Origin of the sequence: Thioalkalivibrio versutus, assembly GCF_001999325.1 — a bacterium.
GTDB lineage: Bacteria > Pseudomonadota > Gammaproteobacteria > Ectothiorhodospirales > Ectothiorhodospiraceae > Thioalkalivibrio > Thioalkalivibrio versutus.
Genome location: NZ_MVAR01000004.1, coordinates 73,351 through 94,794 on the forward strand (window position 1 = coordinate 73,351; position 21,444 = coordinate 94,794).

Below are 21,444 nucleotides of genomic sequence, written 5' to 3' on the forward strand. Positions count from 1 at the left end.
CCGCCGACTTGCGGTGGCGCCGGTCCCTTGCCTGGGGAGTACACGCAATGCAGCCAACCACCAAGAAGCCACACCCGGTCCTGAAGGACTACTACGGGGATGAAGCCAGTCGGCGCGCCTACGTCGACGACCTGTTCGATCGGACTGCCCCGTATTACGACCGAATCCTGCGGGTCGGCTTCTTCGGCACCGGGCAGTCGTATCGCCGGTTTGTCCTGAAACAATCCGGTCTCGAGGCCGGCATGGAGGTGCTGGACGTGGCCACCGGCACCGGCCCGGTTGCAGAGGAGATCCGCAAGGTGGTGGGCGATGACCATCTGACCTGCGTGGACCCGAGCCGCGGCATGATGGATGTGGCCCGAACCAAGATGGATGCCACGTTCGTCCAGAGCCTGGGCGAACAGATGCCCTTGCGCAACCAGCAGTACGACCGTCTGTACATGGGGTATGGGCTTCGCCATGTGCGCGACCTGCACGAGTTGTTCAGCGAGTACTTCCGCGTGCTGAAGCCGGGCGGGCGCTGCACCATTCTCGAGGTCTCGCGGCCACGTACGAAGTTCCAGTTTGGCCTGGCGCGTTTCTATTTCCGCGATTTCGTGCCGTTCGTGGGCAAGGTGCTCACCCGCGACCCGGACGGGCAACTGCTGATGCGCTATTTCTGGGACACCATCGATCAGTGCGTCCCCCCGGAGGACATCCTGGAAACCCTGCGATCGGTCGGTTTCGAGGACGTGCAGCGCAATGTGCAGCTCGGCGTCTTCAGCGCCTACATGGCGACGCGCCCGGCCGGGTAGGGTTTTTGGGCCGGTTGAAGGTCAAGGTGGCGCCCGGCAGCAAGCGCAACGCCATTGGTGACTGGATGGGTGACACCCTCAAGCTGCAGGTGCAGGCGCCGCCGGAGAAGGGCCGTGCGAACGAGGCCGTGGTGGCCTTGCTGGCCGCGGAACTGGGGTGTTCGAAGTCGTCCGTGCAGGTGGTGGCCGGCGCGACCTCGCGCAGCAAGACCGTGGTGGTCGAGGGCTGGTCCGAGGCCGAGTTGCACCGCGCGTTATCCTCATGACTCATACACTGTGACGGGGCCCAGTACCGGACGGCCCCCCTGCGAAGGGAACTACGGATGAACCGCCTGACCCTGACTCGACCGGATGACTGGCACCTGCACCTGCGCGATGGCGATGTGCTGGCGACGGTACTGCCGGACACGGCGCGTCGCTTCCGCCGCGCCATCATCATGCCCAACCTGAAACCGCCAGTGACGACGGTGGAGGCCGCCGCCGAGTACCGCGACCGCATCCTGGCGGCGCTGCCGGAGGAAGCGGACTTCGAGCCCCTGATGACGCTGTACCTGACCGAGGGCACGACACCGGGCATGATCGACGCGGCGAAGGCCTCCGGGTTCGTGCACGGGGTCAAGCTCTATCCCGCGGGTGCCACCACCAATGCGGCCAGTGGCGTGACCGATATCCGCCGCTGCTATCCGGTGTTCGAGGCGATGCAGCGGGTGGACCTGCCGTTGCTGATTCACGGCGAGGTGACCGATCCGGACGTGGACATCTTCGATCGCGAGGCGGTGTTTATCGAGCGCCACCTGGAGCCGCTGATCCGCGATTTTCCGGAGTTGCGGGTGGTGCTGGAACACATCACCACCGAGTCGGCCGTGCAGTTCATCCAGGACGGGCCGGCCAATGTCGGCTCCACGATCACGCCCCAGCACCTGCTGTACAACCGCAATGCGCTGTTCGCGGGCGGCATGCGGCCGCATCACTTCTGCCTGCCGATCCTGAAGCGCGAACGCCATCGCAAGGCGCTGCTGGAGGCGGCCACCAGTGGCCACCCGCGCTTCTTTCTGGGGACCGACAGTGCTCCGCATCCACGCCACGCGAAGGAGTCGGCGTGTGGCTGTGCCGGGATCTATTCCGCGCACGCGGCCATCGAGCTGTACGCGGAGGCCTTTGCCGCGGCAGATGCACTGGACCGGCTGGAGGGCTTTGCCAGTCATTTCGGCCCCGATTTCTACAAGCTGCCGCGCAACACCGACACCCTGACGCTGGAGCGCTCCCCGTGGACCGTGCCGGAGGCGGTGCTGTTCGGGCATGATCCCGGGGTGCCGCTGCGCGCGGGCGAGACCGTCGCCTGGCAGCTGGCGTAGTTAATCTGCGGAGCGGCCGGCACGGCGAACGCTGTGACGCGCGGGCGGTCAGCAAGTTAGAGAAACAGGACAAGACGAGGATGGAGACATGACCGAACCCAATGTGCAACGCGGGACTTTGTTGTTCTGGATGGCCATCAGCCTGGGGGTGGCGTTGCTGATCGTGGCGCTTGGGGTCGGGCTGGAGCCGGCCGGCGCGCCGATCCTGCGCGCGCCGCTCAGCTCGCCGGCCGCCGGTGCCCTGGGCTTCGGTCTGCTGATGGTCTGGGCCGCGTATGCCTATGCGCTGTCTGCCGGACGAGCCGCGGGCAGCCAGGAGATGGGGGTGGTGATCCTCAACCTTGGGCTCCCGGTGGCCTTGATCCTGCTGTGGCGGGCCGAACTGAACGCGCTGGCGTTCTTCGTGGCGTTGGGCTGGGCGCTGACCCTGGGTGGCATGGCCGTGCGCCTGTTCCGGCGCGAGGCCCTGGCCGGCGTGATGATGTTGCCGCTGATCGGGGTCAGCCTGACGGCGATCCTGCTGTCGCTGACGCTCTGGGTGCTGCCGGCCGCGACCGGCGGGGCCTGAGGCCGGATTCCTATCCGGCAGCCGGCGCCGCTTGATTGGTGTCCGGCTTCAACGCTGGCGCGCGGCGGGAGTGATCGAAAAAGGCATTGGCATCCATGGGCCGGGCGAACAGGAAGCCTTGAAAGAGCAGGTCACCGTGGGTGGTCAGCCAACGGTACTGGGCCTCGGTCTCGACCCCTTCGGCCACCACCGCCAGACCGAATTGGCGTGCGATGTCGCAGATTGTGCGCACCATGGCCTGGTCGTCCGTGTCGTGGTCGACCTGGCGGACGAAGCTCCGGTCGATCTTGAGTTCGTCGAACGGGAGACGCTTCAGGTAGCTGAGCGAGGAAAAGCCGGTCCCGAAGTCGTCCATGGAGAAGCGCAGGCCCATTTGCCGCAGGGCCTGCATGATGTGGATCACCCGGTCGGTATCCTCCGCCACCACGTGCTCGGTGATCTCGAGCGTGATGCGGTGGGCATGTTCACGGCCCAGATAGCGGGTGATCAGGTCTTGCATGCGGTGGACGAAGTTCAGGTGCACCAGTTGGCGTGGGCTGATGTTGATTGCGAGCTGCTCCAGGGGGAACCCGGCGCGATCCCAGTCGCGCAAGGCCTGGAACGCTCGCGCGATCACCGCGTCGCCCAGTTCGCTGATATAGCCGGTCTGTTCGGCGATGGGGATGAACTCGGCGGGTGATACGGCGCCCAGCTCGGCGCTGTGCCAGCGAATCAGGGTCTCGGCGCTGCGGATCCGCCCAGTGGTATCCACCTGAGGCTGGAACAGGACCTCGATCTCGCGATTGTGCAACGCAAAGTGCAGGCAGCGCTCGATCTGCAGATGCCGCTCCACCGCCCGCGACAACTCGTCGCTGAAGACCACCACGCCGTCGCGCCCGCGGTCCTTCACTTCGTACATGGCGATATCGGCCTCGCGCACGAGCTGATGCGAGTCGACCGGCTGCGCGGGCTCGATCAGGCGGATCCCGATGCTCGCGCTCACGTGCAGGTGATGGTTGCGGATAATGGAGGGCGTCTTGACCACCTGAAGCAGCGAATGCGCCAGGCGGCGGGCGGCGCGCTCGCAGGTCTGACGGTCTTCCTTGCCGGGGGCCACGATGACGAACTCGTCGCCGCCCAGGCGGGCGAGGTGGTGGCCCGGGGGCAGGGCGTTGGCGAAGTCGCGCGTCACGGACTTCAGCAATTCGTCGCCGATGTCGTGCCCCAGCAGGTCGTTGACCGTCTTGAAATGGTCCAGATCGATCAGCAGCAGGTACGAGTGCTGTCCGTGATGCTGCAGGACCTCGAGGCTTTGTTCGAGATGCTCGATGAAGGCGGCGCGATTGTTCAGTCCGGTCAGGGCATCGTGGGAGGCCTGATGGAAGCTGTTGCGGAGCAACCCGAAGCTGCTGTTGGCCGCGTAGAACAGGACCAGGGCAAGGGTGGCCGAGAAGGCCGCCAGGACATAGCTGTACCAGTCCCCGATCAGCAGGAAGTATCCGGCCAGCGGCGCCATCATGGCCGGGATCAGCGGCCGGAAGACCCAGGGGGCCGGATAGAGCAGCGCCGCAACCACCGTGGTGGCGCCGATCTGCGTGAAAATGGCGATGTAGTGGAGATTGTGCGAGTCCAGGCGCACAAAGATCAGAAAGATCGCGGTCCACAACGCCAAGTAGAGATACAGGAAGAGGGTGAGGTGCAGCCGCCAGCGGAGCCGTTGCTCCGGCGACAAGGGTGAGCGGTGATAACGCCAATACAGCTGCAGGCCCCAGAGCGATGCGGCAAGCATCACGCTGTACCAGGCAGCAGCCGCGGTGAAGGCCCCGTGCAGCGCACCCAGCAGGATGTAGCCCAGGCCGGGGACCAGGGACAGCGCCACCAGCACCGGGATCTGGCGCGTCAGATAGGTGTCGAACTGGGGATCGGCGCGTAATGCCTCGCGGGCCGGAACAAGCGCGCGTACGCTGGACGCCGGTGGATTGTCTCGCGGGGTGAGTGCCATCGGGGTCCAGACGGGGACGGTTTGTGGAAGGGCTGGACGTTACGGTAAATCGGGCGGGGGCTCAACAAGCGCGGCCCGGCGCATGAACAACGGACTACGGGATGTTGCTGACCGAATTACAGATCGAGGCCCGGCTGGCCGATGCGGCGCGCCGCGGGGAGTTCGATGACCGCCCGGGGGCGGGTCGACCCCTGGAACTGGATGACGACAGCGCGGTGCCGCAAGAGCTGCGCATGGCCTTCCGGATGATGAAGAACGCCGGCTATGTCCCCGAGGCCGTGCAACTGCGAGGCGAGATCGCCTCCACGGAGGCGCTGCTGCAGGCGGCGGACGACGAGGCGGCGCGCCAGCAGGCGGCCAAGCGCCTGCGCTTGCTGCTCGACCGGCTGAACCGCAGCGATGCGGGTCGGGGCATGCTCTCCGAGTCCGGCTATTTCCGACAGCTGTGCGAGCGCATGGATGGCCCCAGCCAATGAAACCGGTCCATGGACCGACCAAGGGCCGCGGCGCGACCATCGATCCCCATGCCCGCTTCGAGTCGACCCGCCACGAACCCTTCGACGACGGGTGGGTCGGTGATGGCGAGGCACCGGCGCCGCTGCGCACCGAGGTGACGGTCGAGCACCCGCGCAGCGTCCTGTCCTGGAATCAGTCCCCGGATGTGCCATTCGAGCTGTCCCTGAACCCTTATCGTGGCTGCGAGCACGGCTGTGCCTACTGCTTTGCGCGGCCGGCCCATGCCTATGTGGGCCTTTCGCCGGGGCTCGACTTCGAGAGCCGGCTGTTCGCCAAGGTCGGCGCGGCCGACTGCCTGCGGCGCGAACTGGCGCGACCGTCCCACCGGGTGACCCCGTTGGCGCTCGGGATCAACACCGATGCGTACCAGCCGATCGAACGTGAATGGCGGATCACGCGCGAGCTGCTGGAGGTGCTGGCCGAGACCGGGCATCCCGTATCCATTGTGACCAAGTCCGCACTGGTCGAGCGCGACCTGGATTTGCTGGGTCCGATGGCGGAGCGCGGACTGGTGCAGGTGGCGATCTCGGTGACGACCCTGGATCGCGGGCTGTCGCGACATCTGGAGCCGCGCGCGGCGGCCCCGCAACGGCGCTTGCAGACCGTGGAGCGGCTCACGGCGGCGGGTGTCCCCGTCAGCTTGCTGGTGGCGCCGTTGATCCCCGTGCTCACGGACGGGGAGCTGGAGGTCTTGCTGGATGCCGGGGCGGCGGCTGGCGCAGTGGCCGCCGGCTATGTGCTGCTCCGGCTCCCGCGTGAGGTGGCCCCACTGTTCGAGGACTGGTTACGCACCCATCACCCGCTCAAGGCGGAGCACATACTGCAGCGCCTGCGCGAGGCGCATGGGGGCAAGCTCTACGATTCCACGTTCGGTCACCGTATGCGCGGGGCCGGGCCGTATGCGGAGCTGTTGCGGCAGCGCTTCCGGCTGGCGCGGCGCCGGGCGGGGCTGGCCGGACGTCTCGTGGAGCTGGACTGCAACCAGTTTGCCCCGCCCGCGCGGCCGCAGAAGACGCGGTCCGAAGGGCAGCTCGATCTCTTCTGACGCTCGGCGAATGGCGCCATTGTCCTGAGGATGCTTCTCCCGCGGACGGGGTGTTCTGGTTTACAGTGACGCCAACACCACGACAGGGCGGACGATGCCGCAGAATCCAACCATGAGTACCGACGCTGCGGCCTGGTGGGGGCGCCGGGCACTTGCATCGGGGCAACATGGACGCTGGTCCATCGGCCCCCTGGACCTCTGGCTGCTGCACGGCGAGCAGGAATGGCAGATGGTGCTGGAACGCCCGCGCGACCCCGCCGATGCCACACTGGCGATCGATGTTCCCTGCGCCGATGCGTTCCCTGCCGACGCGAACGACCTGCTGCGTTTTGCCGGATCCCCGGCGGATTCGGTACCGGAGCTGCGGGTGGCCCTGGCGGATCGGCCGATGGTCAGCCGGCCGCAAAACCCCTTCTATGTGCCAGCCCGCGGTCAGGTCACGCTTTACCTGAGTTCCCCGGCCTGGGTGCAGCTGCATCTGGGCGAGGCCATGGTGCAGGAGTTTCCGGTCTATACGCCGTCCGATACCTGGTTCGGCCCGAATACCGTGAACGGGGAGCTCTGTTATGCCACCCGCACCCAGGCTCGCCTGGACCTGGCCGACGTGCCCATGCGCCCGCACCGCGTCATCACGCCGCTGACCATCGAGAACAAGGCTTCGGATGCCCTGTTCCTGGAACGCGTGAACCTGCCGGTGCCGCGCCTTCCGGTATTCGCCGACGAGCACCACCGGTTGTGGACCCCGGCAGTGCGCATGGAGCGCGAGGAAGATCGCGACATGGCGGACATGAAGATCGACTCCGGTCCCCCCGGTGTGGCCGGCGGGGCCCAGCGCATCGCCGAACCCCGCCAGGCCGGGGGGCGGCATTTGATGGTCAGGGCGTTCACCGCCCTGTTTCAGTAGGGAGCATCCGGCGCGATGAATGAATGGCTGCAAACCGCTCAGACCTTTGTGACCAGCGAGGCCTTTCTCGCCGCCATCCGCGCCGCGGTCTACCTGCTGGTGGGCCTGCTGCTGGCGCGCCTGCTGTCGCGCGGTCTGGCGCGCGCGCTGGAGGACAAGCTCGACGCGCAGCAGGTCATGCTCACCCGCCGCATCAGCTTTTACTTGATCGTTCTGCTGGTGCTGGCCTCGGCGCTGCGCGAGCTGGGGTTCGATCTCACCGTGCTATTGGGCGCGGCCGGCATCCTGACGGTCGCGCTTGGCTTTGCATCGCAGACCTCGGCCTCGAACCTGATCTCGGGGCTGTTCCTGATTGGCGAACGCCCGTTCTCCGTGGGGGATGTCATCAAGGTCGGGGATGCCACGGGCGAGGTGCTGTCGATCGACCCGCTGTCGGTCAAGCTGCGCACCTTCGACAACCTGATGGTGCGCGTGCCGAACGAGACCCTGGTGAAGACGCAACTGACCAATCTCAGCCGCTTCCCCATCCGCCGCCTGGACATGCAAATCGGGGTGGGCTACCGGACCGATCTCAAGCAGTTGCGCGACGTGCTCATGGGCGTGGCCGAGCGCAATCCAGTCTGTCTGGAGGAGCCCAAGCCGCTGTTTATCTTCCTCGAGTACGGTGATTCCGCGCTGAAGATTCAGCTCTCGGTGTGGGCGCGGCGGGAGAAGTTCCTGGACCTGCGCAATTCCATGCACGAGGGTGTGAAGGCCGCGCTGGACGAGGCGGGGATTGATATCCCGTTCCCGCAGCGCACGCTGGGTAGCCTGGATGGAAGCCCGTTACCCGTGCGCATCGTCGACAACGTGCCGGAGGCCGAGGCGGAAGCGTCCGCGCGCGACTGACCGGCAGGCCGCCGGAGCGGGGTTGGGCCGTCCCTCAATCCAGGCGGAGATCCGCCCAGACCGGGTCGTGATCCGAGGCGCGCCAGGGCCCCGTGGCGGGCGCGCGACCGTCAAAGCCGAGGAAGCCGGGTTCGTCTGCATTGACCGGCCAGGCCGCCCCGTCGTGCACGGCGTCGCGTAAGGCATCGGGACCCAGCAGGTAATCCAGCTGTCCGGCCCGGCCGCGAAAGACATAGGTATGGGCGGACGCTGGATCGTCATGCACCAGGTCCCGCTTGCCGGCCGCGGCCAGCGTTCGCACCGGGTCTTCGGCGGCGTAGGCGTTCAGGTCGCCGAGGATCAGTACGGGAACATTTGCGAATTCATTGCGTTGTTGTTCCCGGATCCATGTCTCCAGACGTTCGGCCTGGGCCGTGCGCCGTTCATTCCAGCAACCCTGGCCGCGGTCAATATCGCCCGCGTCGGGGCAACCGCTCTTCGCCTTGAAGTGCACCACCACGGCCCCGAAACGCTTGCCACTCCCGGGTTGCTGGAACCAGCCGAGCAATGGCGGGCGATGATGCACGGCATCTCGATCGGTGGCGGACCCAACGAGTTGCAATCGGTCCGGACGGTAGAGCAGGGCCACCTTGATCGCGTCGTCGCCCGGCCCCGGGTGGGCGATGGCCGCATAGTCGCCGCGCGGCGGAGGGACGGCATTCAGTCGTTCGACCAGCTGCCGGCGCGCCGCCTTGGCGTTTTCCAGTTCGACCGCGCCCAGCAGGTCGGCGTCCAGCGTTTGCAGCAGGGCATCCAGCTTGGCCGTCTGGCGCTCGCGTTCCGCCCGGTTTTGTGCGCCGCGCTCGCCCAGCGTCACGAAGTCGTTCTCCAGATTGGCGGTGGCGATGCGCAGGTGGTCCATTCCCGGCGTCGACGGCGGTTCGGGGCGCTCGCCGCCGAGCCAGTCCAGCGAGTGGGTGGGATGGATGCGATGGTCGCCGAAGGCGTGGGTCAGTATCCCGGTCAGGCCTTCCAGCGTGCTGCCCACCCGGCGCGTGCCATGATCGTCGCGATAGGGGATCGGGTCGGGGTTCGCGCGATAGCTGCCATCATCCAGGATGATCCGGCGCTTCTCGTCCCGGGCGGTTCCCGCGGCCCCGGTTTGGCCGGGGTGCATGAGCCGCCCCCCGGCCGAGAGCGTCAGGCTGCCATAGCGCGCGAGTTCGTGGTTGGCGGTCACCGCCAGCGTCTGCGCAAAGCGAACACGGAGGTCGGCGTACTCGCCGAGGCGGCTGGCGTCGTCAGGCAGGCGCACCTCCAGCGGCGCCGGCAGTTCGCCGCGCCCGCAACCCTGGATGCGGTCCAGCCGAGCGATCTGCGGGCGTCCGCGGTGGCGGCTAAACACCCCGTGTACTTGCACATGCTCGCCGGTCGAGACCGGAGCGCGACGCGGGGCATACACGAACATACCGGCCGAGTCGGGCCCGGCGCCCTGCTGCAGATAGAACCCGCCGAGTTGATCGGGCCCCATAAACACGCCTGTGACGATGCCCTCCGCGATGACGGCATCCCCCTCGGCGACCGCGCCGGCGCGGAGCTCGGCGAGAGGGGCGACCTCGGCCCCGGGGGAGGGGCAGGTCACCCGGGCATCGACCGGGGAGGCTGCGAATAGCAGAACCACCAGTGCGCCCCCCAGCGTGCGGCGCACGCACGGGGCCGGGTTGGCGTGGCGGCGGGGGTGCGTCAGCCGATCCATGGCCGCATGAGAAGAATCAGGCGCTCTTGCTGGGGTTCAGCAGTTCGTAGAGATAATCCGGCGCCTGGGTGACATCGGCGATGGTGTAACGGTCGAGGACGTCCAGGAAGGCATCGCGCGCATCGTTCAGGACCCCACGCAACTGGCAACCGGGGAGAATCGGGCAGACGGGATTCTCGCAGTCCACCACGTTCAGGTTCGGCTCCATGTCGCGGATGACACTGCCTACGTTGATCTCGTTCGGCTCGCAGGCGAGCGAGATGCCGCCCCCCTTGCCACGCCGGGTGATGATGTAGCCCTTCTGGCCGAGCTGGTGAACGATCTTTACCAAGTGGTTGCGCGGGATCGTGAACTGCTCGGAGATATCGCTCACGGTCACGCGCTGGTCGCGCGGTTGCACGGTGAGGTACATCAGGACCCGAAGGGAGAAATCGGTATAGCGAGTGAGCTGCATAGGGAAGGAATCGTCGGTTCGCGGTTTTGAAGGATATGCATGCGCGCATATGTCTTGGAACCTTAATCGCTCCGGACACCCGTCACAAGTTCGGTCGTTGCCGCTGAGTGAAGGCCGGGGCGTGCTCGGGGTTCAGAAACCGCACAGCCCGGCCGTTACATGCCATTAATAACAAGGCTTCTGAAGCCGAAATACAGGGGAATTCAATGGAGTCGATCAAGGGGTTGGGCCGGCTGTCACTCGCCGGACGGTTCTCGCTGGCCCTGAGCGCGATCGTAGGGGTGTTCTTTCTAATTGCCGCTGCCGCGGTGTTCTGGCACACCGCAACGCTCAAGGGGGGTATGGAGGCGACGTTGACGGGCGTCATGCAGGGCCACGAGACGACCCCGGCACTGGAGGCCGAGGTGGCGCTCGAGATCAATCGTCTGCTGGATCTTGCGGCCTGGCAGGTCAACGCGATGATGCTGGGTGTCGCGATCGGCGTGGTCGTCGTGGTGTATTTCCTGTTCGTGTTGATGATTCGGCGGCGCCTGGCGCAGCTGGCCTCGCAGTTTCGCGGGGTATCGGAGGGGGAGGGCGATCTGAGCCAGCGGATCGATGCCCCGCGCAATGACGGGATTGATCGTTTGGCGCGTCTGTTCAACGCATTTATCGAGCGCTTGCAGGGGATGGTTTCGGAGATGGTGGAACATGCGCGGGAACTGGGGGAGTCCGTCGGCACCCTTCACCGCGTGGCGGAAGAGACCAACCAGGAGGTGCAGCAGCAACAAGCCCGGATCGGCCAGGTTGCTACCGCGATGAACCAGATGACGGCCTCGGCCGAGGAGATCGCGCGCAATGCCCAAACCGCGTCGGAAGCCGCAGATCAGGCCGAGAGCGAGACGCGTACCGGGTCCGATGTGGTGGACGCCTCGGTCCGCACGATGCGCGAACTGGCGAGCGAGATTGGCACCGCAAACGAGCAGGTGGCGCGCCTGCAGTCCGAGTCGGACAGCATCGGTTCGGTGCTTGACGTGATACGCGGCATTGCCGAGCAGACCAATCTGCTGGCGCTCAATGCGGCCATTGAGGCCGCGCGGGCGGGGGAGCAGGGAAGGGGATTCGCTGTCGTAGCGGACGAGGTTCGGACCCTCGCCACGCGTACACAGGACTCCACCACCGAGATCCAGGCCATGATCGAACGCCTGCAGGCCGGGGCCCGGGCGGCGGCCAGCGCGATGGAGCGCAGCCGCGAAAGGGGCGAGGCCGGAGTGGACCAGGCCGCTGGTGCGGGCGACGCCCTGCAGGCGATCCGTTCAGCGGTGGAACGCATCCGTCATCTCAACAACGAGATCTCCGGGGCGGTATCGCAACAGGCGGAGGTCGCGCGCGAGGTGGATGGCACCCTCACGGAGGTTAGCCAGGGGGCCCAGATCACCGCGGGGAATGCCGAAGCCACGGCCAGCGAGACGGACGCCCTAGTGGGGCGGATCGAGCGGCTGCGGGGACTGACCACCCAGTTCCGGGTCTGATCCACGCCTGGCTGGGCGTGCGACCGGGGTCCCGGCGCCTCCCTGGCGTTTTCCGTATACTGCGGCCCGCCTCGGGTTCACGGAGCCGTATCTGCAATGACAGTCTGGGTCGCCGCCCTCCTCGGGATCGTTCAGGGCATCTTTATGTTTCTGCCGGTCAGTTCGACCGCGCACCTGGTCCTGACCCAGCACTGGCTGATCCGTCAGGGCGAACCGCTACCGGCGCCCGAGAGCCCCGAGATGATCCTGTTCGACCTGGTAGTGCACGTGGGCACCCTGGTCTCGATCGTCTTCGTCTTCCGCAAGAGCCTGACCCGGCTGACCGGTGGCATTGCCCGCGAAAGCCTGCAATGGGCATCGGCCCGCGGGTCGGCCGGGCGCGAGATGCTGTTCCTGCGTCTGGCCCTGCTGGTGGTGCTTTCGGTGTTCGCGACTGCGGTGGTCGGGTTCACCCTGAAGGCGGGCTTCGAGCAGGTGTTCGCCCACCCGACACTGATCGCGGGCACGCTTAGCCTGACCGGGGTATTGCTGTGGTGGACGGACCGGCTGCAACGGCGCCCGTTGGGGCTGCGCCAGCTGAGTCCGAAGATTGCCACCATCATCGGCGTGGCCCAGGGCTTTGCACTGATCCCGGGGCTCTCGCGCAGCGGCATGACCATCACCTTCGCCCTGTTCAGCGGGCTCAAGCGGCGCTGGGCGGCGGAGTACAGCTTCTTCCTCGCGATTCCGACCATCCTCGCCGCCACCGCCGTGCAGTCGCTGGACGTGCTCAATGGCGACGGGCTGGGGAACCTGAACTGGACGGCGCTCGCGGTGGGCTTCGTGGTGTCCGCCCTGGTCGGGATCGTCTCGTTGAAGATGGTCCTGTTCTTCCTGTATCGCGCCAACCTCAAGGTCTTCTCGTTCTACCTCTGGGCGCTGGCGCTGCTGGTCCTGTTCGGATTCCTCGACGTGGAGATCATGTACGGAAAATGACAGGATCCCCGGGTGTGGAGTCTCACGAGGGGGGCCCATTTTCCCCGACTCTCCGTGGCGTCCCAATGATCGACGCGAGACCGGAGAGTGACCAAGGCGCTGCGCACCGCGCCTTGTCTCGAAAAAAATGGGGTACCCACGCGGACGGGTGAGTGAATCAGCCGCTCCCTGGATTCCTCTGCTTACTCCGGTCCGCGCAGGACCGCCAGGGGCGCCTGATCCAGCACCCGTCGGGTGCCCAGCCAGCCTGCCAGGGCAATCCCCAGCGTACCGCCACCGATGCCGTAGACGAAGGTCAGTGGGTTCACGCTGTAGTCGAACTCGAAGACCTGCCAGGCGAGCAGGGCGCCGACCGCCGTGGCAATGACGGACGCCAGCAGCCCGGCGAGCAGCCCCAGGGCGCCAAATTCGGCCAGCAACCCGTTGCGGATCTGGTCGCGGCGTGCACCCAGGGTGCGCAGCAGCGCGGCCTCGCGCCGGCGTACATCGCGCGTCGCCTGCACCGCCGCATAGAGCACGGTCAGACCCGCAATCAGCGTGAACAGGAAGACGTACTCCACCGCCCGAGTGGCCTGATCCATGACGTCGCGCACCTGCGCGAGGATCGCGCTGACGTCAATTGCCGATACCGCGGGAAATTCCCGCAACCACTGGTTCTGGGCGGAGCGCTGTGCCTCGGGGACGTGCATGGCCGTGATGAAGGTCCTGGGCTGCTCGTCCAGCAACCCCGGCGGCCCAATGACGAAGAAGTTCACCTGGAAGCTGTCCCAGTTGACCTCGCGGACACTGGTGATCGGGCTGCGAATAGCCTGACCGCCTACACGGAACGTCAGGTGGTCCCCGAGTGCCAGGTTGAAGCGTTCCATCAGCCCGGCCTCGACCGACCATCCGCTATCGGGGTCCTGCCCCTGCTCGCCAAACCAGTCGCCCTCGACGATGGGGTTATGGTCCGGGGGCGACTCGGCGTAGGACAGGTTGAACTCGCGATCCACCAGCCTGCGGTCGCGATCATCGTCGAAATCATCCGGACGCACGCGCTCGTCGTTGATCTCGATCAGTCGGCCGCGGATCATCGGGTCCAGTTGCGGACGCTCGAGACCGGCCGCCTCGACGCGGTTGGCGAAGGCCTGCTCCTGTCCCGGCTGGATGTTGATGAAGAACTGGTTCGGGGCATCCTCGGGGATACTGGCATCCCAGGCCTCCAGCAGGTCTACCCGGACAATGGCAAGCAGCAGCAGTGCCAGGATGCCTACGCTGAAGGCCACGAGCTGCACGGCACTCAGGCCACCCCGACGGGATAGATTGGCCAGGCCGAAGCGCAGCGCCATGCCGCCGCGGTTGCGCAGGGGCCGCAGGGCCAGCACCAGCGCCATCCCGAGTGCGGCCAGCACCGCGATCGCAACGGCCGTGCCTACCAGCACCCAGGCGGCCAGTTGGGGATCGGCGGCCTGCCAGTACAGCAGGCCGCCGAACGCCAGCAGTGCCAGTGCGCCGGACAGCCAGACCGAGGTGGGCGGCAGACCCAGATCGCGCCGGAGGACCCGCAGCGGCGAGACCTGGCCGATCCGCAACAGAGCGGGCAGGGCAAAGCCCACGGCCGTGATCAGCCCCACCCCAAGGCCGGCGATGACCGGGCGTGAACCGGGCGGAGGCAGGTCCCCGGCGAGCCAGTCGCCCAGCAGGGCCGCCAGGACAAACTGGGCCGCGAAGCCGATCGCGAGCCCAACCCCGCTGGCCAGCAGGGCGACCAGCACAACGCGGCCGAAGTAGGTGAGCAGGACCTGGCGTCCGCTGGCTCCCAGCGCGCGCATCACCGCCGCCGGGTCGGCGCGGCGCTGGGCGAAGTGATGGGCCGCGACGGCGATCGCGGCCCCGGCCAGCAGCACCGCCATCNNCAGCAGGTTGCTGCCGCGATCGGGTTCGTGCGTGATGATCGCGGCGACCTCCAGATCGAGGTCCCCGACCTCCACCCGGTCCCCGACCTCCAGTCGCAGGGCCTCGAGCAGCGCCGGCTCCAGCCAGGCCGTACCCGGTTCCGGACCGCGGTCTCGGACCCGCTCGTCCGCCTCGCGGCCAGGACGGATACGCGCCTCGCCTTTCAGTGGCCAGCCCGCCTCGACCGCGCGCAGGGCGGCCAGTCGCGATTCGTCGTCGGCGGTAAAGACGACGCTGGGGAGGGAGGCCGTACGCGCCGTTTCCAGTCCGTAGCTCGCCGCTTCGGCAGGCCAGCCTTCCGGCAGCGGGTTGTCGCTGACGACTGCCAGGTCACCCCCCAGCAGCGCGGTCGCCTGCTGGGCCATGCCCCGATCCACCCGATCGGTGAAGAAGCCCACCGCCGCGACGGCTGCGACGGCGACGACCAGGGCGGCGGCGAGGACGCGCAGCTCGGCCGAGCGCCATTCACGCCAGGTGCCACGCAGCAGGGCGCGTAGATGGCTGCGGTCGGTTCCCCGGGTTGCGATCATTCGAGCACACCATCCTGGATCGAGATAATGCGATCACATTGTCCGGCCAGCTCGGGGTCGTGGGTAACCAGCACCAGGGCCGTTGCCGGCCCATCATTGTCGGAGTGGCGCGCGAGGCTGAACAGCAGCTCGATGATGCGGTGCCCAGTCCGCCCGTCGAGGTTCCCGGTGGGTTCGTCGGCGAACAGCACCGCCGGGTGATCCACAATGGCGCGGGCAATCGCCACGCGTTGTTGCTCGCCACCGGAGAGTTGATGGGGGTAGTGTGCGGAACGTTCGCCCAGACCCACGCGTTCCAGGGCCTGTGAGGCCCAGTGGTTCAGGGTTTCCTGACTCTCTTGCGCATGGGCCGGGTTGAGCTCCAGCGGGAGCAGGGTGTTTTCCATCGCTGTCAGTGCCGGCAGGAGCTGGAAGGACTGGAATACAAACCCGACCCGGCCGGCGCGCAGGGCGGCCCGGCCATCCTCGTCCAGTTCGCTGATGGTTTGCCCGAGCAGCCGAACTTCTCCCGCACTCGGGGCGTCCAGACCTGCAAGCAACCCGAGAAGGGTGGACTTGCCGGAACCCGAGGCGCCGAGAATGGCCACCGTCTCGCCCGCCTGGACCGCCAGTGAGATGCCGCGCAGGATGTCCAGCGGGCCGCTGGGTCCGTTGATCCGCTGCTCGAGGTCCCGGGCCTCCAGTACAAATGACGAGGATGCATCCATGTTGCGTATTCCGTTGGTCGTGATGGGCTTGATCGCGTTGCTATGGAGTCCTGTTGCGGCTGCGAATTCCCTACCGGACGAAAATCGTTCGGCCGAGCCGCTCCGGGTCCTGGTGTTCGGGGACTCGCTGAGTGCCGCGTACGGCATGCCCGATTCCGCCAGCTGGCCGGCCCTGCTGGGCGAACGGCTGGCCGAGCGAGAGAAGGACTGGAAAGTGGTCAACGTATCCATCAGCGGTGATACCACTGCCGGTGGACGGAGTCGCTTGCCCGACGTGCTGGAACGCGCAGCGTTCGAAGTCGTCATCCTGGCCCTGGGCGGCAACGATGGCCTGCGCGGCCTGCCGCCGCAGGCCATGCGCGAAAACCTGGAGGCCATGGTCGATGCGATCGAGGCCGTCGACGCCAACACCCTGTTGCTGGGTATACGCATCCCGCCGAACTACGGCCGCCGCTATACCGAGCGTTTCGAGGCGGTCTTCGCCGATCTTTCCGAGGAGCGGGGGCTGGCATTCGAGCCATTCTTCCTCGAGGACATCCTGCTGGAAGACGGCATGTTGATGGACGACGGCATCCACCCCAGCGAGGCCGCTCAACCCCATCTGCTGGACGCTGTGTGGTCGCGGCTGGAACCCATGGTGGAGGAGGCCGAAGCCCGATCGCGCCCATGCAACGGAGCCGGGTAAACCCTCACTCCGTCAGCAAACCCCGCAGTTCGGCCACGACGGATTCCGGGAGCAGCTGTCGCAGGACCGGGTGCAGGTCGCGTTCAACCTCTGACAGCAACGAGAGGGTGCGAATTTCCGAATGGCGACAGAGGGGGTTGCCGTACTGGTTGGCCTGGATGCTGCGCTCGGCGCCCATGCTCATCAAGGCGACCCCGGGCAAACCCCGAGGCCCCTCGTCCAGGACCTCGACCAGTTCCACCATGCAGCCGTCCACCTCGCCCTGAATGCCGATCAGCGGGGCGAGGAGGTCGATCATGCGGGTGGACTGTTCGGTCGTCAGCATGGCCATCCGCCTACCTTACGACCGATGCGGGCACGGCGCCAGATCGAAAATCGGCATCGGCCTCATGAATGTGGTGTCCCCGGCAGGATTCGAACCTGCGACCTGCCCCTTAGGAGGGGGCTGCTCTATCCAGCTGAGCTACGGAGACCTGGCGCGAGAGTATAAGCGCCGGGCAGGGGCAGCCCCAAACGGTTCAGTCGCCCGGGGCGGATTTCGGGTCGAGCTGGTGATGGGCCCAGGCGGAGAATTCCTCCAGCGTGGCGCGGTCCTCGCCGGGGGTGTCCGGCCCTGCAAGGTTGCGGTAGGTCACTTGCCCGTCGTCGATGCGTAATACGCGCCGCACGGCCCAGTCGGCATCGCTCTCGCCATTGCTGAAACAGTGATCCGGCTGGATCGCGTCCGGCGTGATGGGGTCGGGGTGCTGGTGATGGCGCCGGGCCAATAGGTACAGTCGTGCGAGGTCGTCTTCCGTGAGGTCGAGATACAGGTTCATTTCGCGCATGGCGTATTCGAGGTCGTCCTGGCCCAGTCCTGCTCGCTCCAGGGCAGCCAGGGGACCTTGCTTTGGGGCTTCGGGCGTCGGCGTCAGGCTGGCCGGGTAGCGCCGCCAGGGGAACGGGTAGTTGATGATTACCGCGACAACCAGCATGACCCCCACGCTGGTCAACACGGGATGCAGGAGGAACCAGGGGCCCAGGGCCTGCACCGAGTCACCGCCGAGCACCGCATAGAGCGCGGTGGCGCCGCCGGGGGGATGCAGGCAGCGCAGGTAGTGCATCAGCCAGATTGCGAGCCCGACGGCGACCGCTGCAGCCAGCAACGGGTGGGGCAGAACGTCGCGCACCAGCACCCCCACGATGGCGGCGACGGCATGACCACCGAGCACGTTCCTGGGCTGCGACATCGCCGCGTGGGGTGCAGCGAAGAGCAGCACGGCCGTGGCACCCAGAGACGCGAGGATCAAGCCGTTGATCCCGTTCTCGGTGACCGATGCTGCGACTTCCAGCGAGAGGTAGAGGCCGATCACACCGCCAATCAGGGCAATCAGCTTGTCCTTGTGGTCGGTGGTATCGAGCCAGTCGCCCAACAGGGATCCGCGTCCAGAGCGCAAACCGGCCTCCTCGTAAGTGGAAAACGGAGTATATGTTCTGCGTGCGGCGTCTCCGGGTCAAATGGCATCGCTTTGACACGGACTGGCGGAGGATGTCAGCGGGGCAGGTCAATAACGCGGCCGCACCCGGGAAACGCTAATCGCATGTTTCTCCGGAGATCCAGTTTCCGCTATGCGGCCAGCGAGCGAGCAATCACATCCGGGAAATGCCTGCATGAGCCTGCAGGACCGGCTGGAGGCCTTGCGAAACCGGGGTGGGGTGTCCGAGATAATAGCCCTGTGCGAAGTCGAACTTCAGGGCGCGTACCCGGCTGAGTTGTTCCGCGGTCTCGATCCCTTCCGCCACGGTAGTGTAGCCCACATCGCGGATCATCCGGGCCAGACCCTCGAGGATGTGGTGCTGGTCCGGGATATCCAGGCTACGTATCAGGGTGATATCGAACTTGACGGTGTCCACGGGCATGGAGGCCAGATAGCGGATGGAAGAGTAGCCGCTGCCGAAATCGTCGAGGGCGACGAGAAACCCTTTCCGGCGCAGTCGCTGGAGATTTTCCGTCGCCAGTCCGATCTCGGTGATCAGGGCGGTCTCCGTGACCTCGAGGATGATTGACCGGTCCTGCAGGAAGGGGACGAAGGCCTCCAGCCACTGGGTAACCCCGGCATTCACGATGGTGGGGCCCGACAGGTTGATAGAGATACCGACCTCAGGCGGGATGAGGGAGGCTCGCAGATCGCCGAGGATGCGGGTTAGTACGGCCCGGTCCAGGTCGATCTCCAGGCGGCGCGCCTCGACGACGGGGAAGATATCCGCGGGTCCGATAACCTCGCCCTGGTGTTCGATACGCAGCAGGGCCTCGACATACGAGGGATGGTGCTCGTTGAGCGCAACCACTGGCTGGTAGGCCATTCGGATCCCGGTTCCCCGGGTGATGGCCTCGTACACGGCATTGTTGATCCAGTTCGAATAAAGGCTCTGGGTATCCTTCTCCAGTTCCGGGGTGAACAGCACAACCGGCGAGGATCCCGGGCGCTTGGCCTTGTACATGGCAACGTCGGCCTGCCACTGCAGGGCAAGCATGGCCGGGCCGTTGTTGCCGGGTGCAACGGCCAGGCCGATACTGATCTTGATGGGTTCCCGCACCCCGTGCTGGGTGAAATCGGTGGCCCGGATCCGCTCCTGGCAACGCTCGCCCAGGCGCTGGGCGCCCGATTCGTCGCAGTTGAGGAGAATCGCGGCGAATTCATCGCCGCCGATGCGAAACAGGTGTTCCCCCTCCCGCAAGACCTCGTCGATGCTGCGCGCCACACTCTGCAGGACTGCGTCGCCCGTCTGATGGCCGTAGCTGTCGTTGATGGCCTTGAAGTGATTGATGTCGAACAGGGCAAAGCACACAGGATAGCTGTGGCGGGCGGCCAGTCGCGGAAGGGTGTCCCAGTATTCATCGAAGGCCCGGCGGTTGCGCACGCCGGTCAGGGCATCGTGATGCGCGATGCGCCAGAATTCGCGGTTCTTCTCCTCCAGGCTGGAATGGACGTCCTGGAGCCGTGCCTGGTAGGAATTCAGCGATTCGCGGATCTTTTCCGTCTCCGCGACGGGCAGCAGCCCGCCGACGCGTTCCAGCACAAGGCCCCCGGCGCTTTCGCGCAGCCGGTCGACGTGGCCGGAGATGTCGCGCAGGGGGCGGACGATCAAATAGGCCAACGTTGAGAACAGGACAAGCGTGATCACACCCAGGATGGCCCCGAGATTGACCACCGCGCCCGACAGCAAGTCCTCCACCTGATCGGCCATGGGATTGGGGCGCAGATCGAACTGAGCATGCTGCAGAAGTTCCCTCGCGGGGATGGCGTTCCGCTCGCCGAGGTCGAATCGGATCGATTCGGGATCGACATGGCGGTAGACACGGCCCTCGCGGAGGGCATCCAGGAACCGGCTCTTCAGACCGACGAAGCCGGGTGGGGACTGGGCTGCGTCCGGCGCGGGAATCGGCTCGATGACCATCAGGAAGGGCTCGGTGTCGCCCCGTACCGCCCGTGGAGCGGGTGGCGGGAGCTCGAGTCTCCCGGGCAAGTGGTCGCTGTCCGAACCGGGCAAGGTCATTCCGTGGTGATCATAGATCCCGGCGTCCAGGATCCTGTCGGTCAGGATCCCCGCCTGGTGCATGCGATGATTCTTCCAGTAGGCATAGTAGTGCGGCGTGCCCAGTTGCTGGCGCACTTCCTCCCAGCGGGCGAACCTGGATGCCTGTTCTGCCGCCTGCGTGAGGACGTGCTCGAGCGTGCCGGCAAGCTCCTGGCGGGCGGCCTCGCGGCCACTTTCCTGGATCTCGCCGCGTAGCTGGTCGACCTTGTACCAGGTGTAGAGGCCAAAACTGGCGAGGGTGACCAGGGCGATCGCTGCTAGCAGCAGGGCATAGTGCGTGATTGACGGGGTTCGGCCGAAAATCATTGCGCGCGGTATCCCTGGAGGACGTGCTCGATCTCGTCCAGCAGGTCGAATTCGTGAAACTGATCGAAGAAGTGGTTGGCACCCTCCACGATGCGGACCTCTGCGCCATGCTGTTGCAGGGTCTCGATCCATTCCAGGTCGATCCGGTCATCGGCGCTGCCCGCGATCAGGGTGGAAGACACACCGCACGACTGGAAGGCCCGGTTGGTACGTTGCTTGTCCCAGTCGTAGTAGGACAGGTACGCCGCGGGCGTGGTGACGTACTGGCGACAGAAACCCAGGGCATACTCCGCCAGCCCGGCCTCACCACGGGCAAGGGCAGCGCGGGCACGAGCGGCATGTTCGGGGGATTCGAACGCGGCCTCGCCGTGCCCAAAATAGGTCACGCTAATGAAGATGGCGTGGGCGACGGGGCTGCCCAGGGAGTGCGTAAGATAGTCGAGAAGGTTGATGCTGCCGGCGCTGTGTCCGATGACGACGGGTTCCTGGCCGGTCTTTGCGTGCAGCCAGTCGACCCAGATCGCGATCTCTTCCTGGGTGTGTTCCATGGTGTGGGTATGTACGGCCTCGCATGGCAGGCTCGCCGTGCGCCGATCGATCCCCAGTGTCAGTGTGGGGGTCAGGACCGTGAACCCCGAGTCCGCTAACGCCAAGGCAAGGCGGCGCACGGTGGGGAAGTGACGGGTCTGCAGGAAACCGTGCTGGATCAGGATCGCGGGCATGTCCGGTTCGCCCGCCCAGTACGCCGCTTCAGCCGAATCCCCGGACGACATCTCCAGGATCACGGATGTTTCCTTGGCGGTTGCAACCGTGTTCAGGCTCAGGAGGATCACGGTCGCAACCGCAGCCGCACTTCGCAAGAACCATCTAGACATCCTTGTATCCCCCTGTCCTGACACGCAAACCGCTAGCGAAAATCCCTGATCGCAATGTACCAGCATCCTGCTGCGGCGGCATGCGTTGGCTAATAAACACG

Annotated in this window: 20 protein-coding genes and 1 tRNA gene; 11 read left to right on the forward strand and 10 right to left on the reverse strand. The window is 66.2% G+C overall.

Features of this window, described 5'->3' with window-relative positions; translation table 11 throughout:
* The first annotated feature begins 47 nt into the window (after positions 1 to 47).
* The 4 genes from B0684_RS01420 to B0684_RS01435 all read left to right on the forward strand — a co-directional run bounded on the left by B0684_RS01420 (position 48) and on the right by B0684_RS01435 (position 2,717).
* The gene (locus B0684_RS01420) at positions 48 to 794 is read left to right on the forward strand and encodes a class I SAM-dependent methyltransferase (protein ID WP_018650114.1); all 747 of its coding nucleotides are present in this window, start codon (positions 48 to 50) and stop codon (positions 792 to 794) included.
* Between the two features lie 5 nt (positions 795 to 799).
* Positions 800 to 1,060 (forward strand): DUF167 domain-containing protein, encoded by a 261-nt coding sequence (locus B0684_RS01425; protein ID WP_026313051.1) that lies wholly within the window; start codon positions 800 to 802, stop codon positions 1,058 to 1,060.
* 57 nt (positions 1,061 to 1,117) lie between these two features.
* Positions 1,118 to 2,149, forward strand: a complete 1,032-nt coding sequence (pyrC, locus tag B0684_RS01430; RefSeq protein WP_018650116.1) for a dihydroorotase — start codon at positions 1,118 to 1,120, stop codon at positions 2,147 to 2,149.
* A gap of 88 nt (positions 2,150 to 2,237) precedes the next feature.
* A complete protein-coding gene (locus B0684_RS01435) occupies positions 2,238 to 2,717 on the forward strand; it encodes a hypothetical protein (RefSeq protein WP_018169820.1) in 480 nt (159 codons plus the stop codon).
* 10 nt (positions 2,718 to 2,727) lie between these two features.
* Here B0684_RS01435 and B0684_RS01440 read toward each other — a convergent pair whose 3' ends face one another.
* A complete protein-coding gene (locus B0684_RS01440) occupies positions 2,728 to 4,698 on the reverse strand; it encodes a putative bifunctional diguanylate cyclase/phosphodiesterase (RefSeq protein ID WP_018650117.1) in 1,971 nt (656 codons plus the stop codon).
* Positions 4,699 to 4,799: 101 nt separating this feature from the next.
* Here B0684_RS01440 and B0684_RS01445 point away from each other — a divergent pair, with 101 nt between their 5' ends.
* The 4 genes from B0684_RS01445 (at position 4,800) to B0684_RS01460 (ending at position 8,051) form a co-directional block, all read left to right on the forward strand.
* Complete coding sequence (locus B0684_RS01445) at positions 4,800 to 5,174, forward strand: DnaJ family domain-containing protein (protein ID WP_018650118.1); 375 nt, start codon at positions 4,800 to 4,802, stop codon at positions 5,172 to 5,174.
* The gene (locus B0684_RS01450; RefSeq protein WP_018169817.1) at positions 5,171 to 6,259 is read left to right on the forward strand and encodes a PA0069 family radical SAM protein; all 1,089 of its coding nucleotides are present in this window, start codon (positions 5,171 to 5,173) and stop codon (positions 6,257 to 6,259) included. Before B0684_RS01445 ends, B0684_RS01450 begins: the two co-directional genes overlap by 4 nt.
* 94 nt (positions 6,260 to 6,353) lie before the next feature.
* Positions 6,354 to 7,163, forward strand: coding sequence for a hypothetical protein (locus B0684_RS01455; protein ID WP_018650119.1), 810 nt, complete (start codon positions 6,354 to 6,356; stop codon positions 7,161 to 7,163).
* Between the two features lie 15 nt (positions 7,164 to 7,178).
* Positions 7,179 to 8,051, forward strand: coding sequence for a mechanosensitive ion channel family protein (locus B0684_RS01460; RefSeq protein WP_018650120.1), 873 nt, complete (start codon positions 7,179 to 7,181; stop codon positions 8,049 to 8,051).
* A gap of 34 nt (positions 8,052 to 8,085) precedes the next feature.
* Here the strand turns inward: B0684_RS01460 and B0684_RS01465 are convergent, their stop codons facing one another.
* On the reverse strand, positions 8,086 to 9,786 hold the full coding sequence (locus B0684_RS01465; RefSeq protein ID WP_018650121.1) for an ExeM/NucH family extracellular endonuclease: 1,701 nt from the start codon (positions 9,784 to 9,786) through the stop codon (positions 8,086 to 8,088).
* A gap of 16 nt (positions 9,787 to 9,802) precedes the next feature.
* Positions 9,803 to 10,240 carry an Rrf2 family transcriptional regulator gene (locus B0684_RS01470; protein ID WP_018145638.1) on the reverse strand — a complete coding sequence of 146 codons (438 nt, stop codon included), beginning with the start codon at positions 10,238 to 10,240 and terminating at the stop codon, positions 9,803 to 9,805.
* A 206-nt stretch (positions 10,241 to 10,446) separates the two neighbouring features.
* Here B0684_RS01470 and B0684_RS01475 point away from each other — a divergent pair, with 206 nt between their 5' ends.
* Complete coding sequence (locus tag B0684_RS01475) at positions 10,447 to 11,751, forward strand: methyl-accepting chemotaxis protein (RefSeq protein WP_018650122.1); 1,305 nt, start codon at positions 10,447 to 10,449, stop codon at positions 11,749 to 11,751.
* A 96-nt stretch (positions 11,752 to 11,847) separates the two neighbouring features.
* Complete coding sequence (locus tag B0684_RS01480) at positions 11,848 to 12,726, forward strand: undecaprenyl-diphosphate phosphatase (RefSeq protein ID WP_018650123.1); 879 nt, start codon at positions 11,848 to 11,850, stop codon at positions 12,724 to 12,726.
* 182 nt (positions 12,727 to 12,908) lie between these two features.
* On the opposite strand, the gene B0684_RS01485 is transcribed toward B0684_RS01480, so the two are convergent.
* Positions 12,909 to 15,191, reverse strand: a complete 2,283-nt coding sequence (locus B0684_RS01485) for an ABC transporter permease (protein WP_077276941.1) — start codon at positions 15,189 to 15,191, stop codon at positions 12,909 to 12,911.
* The gene (locus B0684_RS01490) at positions 15,188 to 15,898 is read right to left on the reverse strand and encodes an ABC transporter ATP-binding protein (RefSeq protein WP_018650125.1); all 711 of its coding nucleotides are present in this window, start codon (positions 15,896 to 15,898) and stop codon (positions 15,188 to 15,190) included. Before B0684_RS01490 ends, B0684_RS01485 begins: the two co-directional genes overlap by 4 nt.
* On the opposite strand from B0684_RS01490, the gene B0684_RS01495 reads away from it, so the two are divergent.
* Positions 15,897 to 16,583, forward strand: a complete 687-nt coding sequence (locus B0684_RS01495) for an arylesterase (RefSeq protein ID WP_018145643.1) — start codon at positions 15,897 to 15,899, stop codon at positions 16,581 to 16,583. The genes B0684_RS01490 and B0684_RS01495 overlap by 2 nt on opposite strands.
* A 4-nt stretch (positions 16,584 to 16,587) precedes the next feature.
* Here the strand turns inward: B0684_RS01495 and B0684_RS01500 are convergent, their stop codons facing one another.
* The 5 genes from B0684_RS01500 to B0684_RS01520 all read right to left on the reverse strand — a co-directional run bounded on the left by B0684_RS01500 (position 16,588) and on the right by B0684_RS01520 (position 21,328).
* On the reverse strand, positions 16,588 to 16,914 hold the full coding sequence (locus tag B0684_RS01500) for a hypothetical protein (RefSeq protein ID WP_018145644.1): 327 nt from the start codon (positions 16,912 to 16,914) through the stop codon (positions 16,588 to 16,590).
* A 65-nt stretch (positions 16,915 to 16,979) separates the two neighbouring features.
* Positions 16,980 to 17,056 (reverse strand) — tRNA-Arg (locus B0684_RS01505).
* A 45-nt stretch (positions 17,057 to 17,101) separates the two neighbouring features.
* Positions 17,102 to 18,019 carry an HPP family protein gene (locus B0684_RS01510; RefSeq protein ID WP_026305973.1) on the reverse strand — a complete coding sequence of 306 codons (918 nt, stop codon included), beginning with the start codon at positions 18,017 to 18,019 and terminating at the stop codon, positions 17,102 to 17,104.
* 193 nt (positions 18,020 to 18,212) lie between these two features.
* On the reverse strand, positions 18,213 to 20,468 hold the full coding sequence (locus B0684_RS01515) for a putative bifunctional diguanylate cyclase/phosphodiesterase (protein ID WP_018650126.1): 2,256 nt from the start codon (positions 20,466 to 20,468) through the stop codon (positions 18,213 to 18,215).
* On the reverse strand, positions 20,465 to 21,328 hold the full coding sequence (locus tag B0684_RS01520) for an alpha/beta hydrolase (RefSeq protein ID WP_018650127.1): 864 nt from the start codon (positions 21,326 to 21,328) through the stop codon (positions 20,465 to 20,467). Before B0684_RS01520 ends, B0684_RS01515 begins: the two co-directional genes overlap by 4 nt.
* Positions 21,329 to 21,444: the final 116 nt, after the last annotated feature.

What these genes read in the sequence shown, in the direction of transcription:
- B0684_RS01420 (WP_018650114.1), top strand. Translation starts at nt 48, where the DNA reads ATGCAGCCAACCACCAAGAAGCCACACCCGGTCCTGAAGGACTACTAC.
- pyrC (WP_018650116.1), top strand. Translation starts at nt 1,118, where the DNA reads ATGAACCGCCTGACCCTGACTCGACCGGATGACTGGCACCTGCACCTG.
- B0684_RS01435 (WP_018169820.1), top strand. Translation starts at nt 2,238, where the DNA reads ATGACCGAACCCAATGTGCAACGCGGGACTTTGTTGTTCTGGATGGCC.
- B0684_RS01440 (WP_018650117.1), bottom strand. Translation starts at nt 4,698, where the DNA reads ATGGCACTCACCCCGCGAGACAATCCACCGGCGTCCAGCGTACGCGCG.
- B0684_RS01445 (WP_018650118.1), top strand. Translation starts at nt 4,800, where the DNA reads ATGTTGCTGACCGAATTACAGATCGAGGCCCGGCTGGCCGATGCGGCG.
- B0684_RS01450 (WP_018169817.1), top strand. Translation starts at nt 5,171, where the DNA reads ATGAAACCGGTCCATGGACCGACCAAGGGCCGCGGCGCGACCATCGAT.
- B0684_RS01455 (WP_018650119.1), top strand. Translation starts at nt 6,354, where the DNA reads ATGCCGCAGAATCCAACCATGAGTACCGACGCTGCGGCCTGGTGGGGG.
- B0684_RS01460 (WP_018650120.1), top strand. Translation starts at nt 7,179, where the DNA reads ATGAATGAATGGCTGCAAACCGCTCAGACCTTTGTGACCAGCGAGGCC.
- B0684_RS01465 (WP_018650121.1), bottom strand. Translation starts at nt 9,786, where the DNA reads ATGGATCGGCTGACGCACCCCCGCCGCCACGCCAACCCGGCCCCGTGC.
- B0684_RS01470 (WP_018145638.1), bottom strand. Translation starts at nt 10,240, where the DNA reads ATGCAGCTCACTCGCTATACCGATTTCTCCCTTCGGGTCCTGATGTAC.
- B0684_RS01475 (WP_018650122.1), top strand. Translation starts at nt 10,447, where the DNA reads ATGGAGTCGATCAAGGGGTTGGGCCGGCTGTCACTCGCCGGACGGTTC.
- B0684_RS01480 (WP_018650123.1), top strand. Translation starts at nt 11,848, where the DNA reads ATGACAGTCTGGGTCGCCGCCCTCCTCGGGATCGTTCAGGGCATCTTT.
- B0684_RS01495 (WP_018145643.1), top strand. Translation starts at nt 15,897, where the DNA reads ATGTTGCGTATTCCGTTGGTCGTGATGGGCTTGATCGCGTTGCTATGG.
- B0684_RS01490 (WP_018650125.1), bottom strand. Translation starts at nt 15,898, where the DNA reads ATGGATGCATCCTCGTCATTTGTACTGGAGGCCCGGGACCTCGAGCAG.
- B0684_RS01500 (WP_018145644.1), bottom strand. Translation starts at nt 16,914, where the DNA reads ATGGCCATGCTGACGACCGAACAGTCCACCCGCATGATCGACCTCCTC.
- B0684_RS01515 (WP_018650126.1), bottom strand. Translation starts at nt 20,468, where the DNA reads ATGATTTTCGGCCGAACCCCGTCAATCACGCACTATGCCCTGCTGCTA.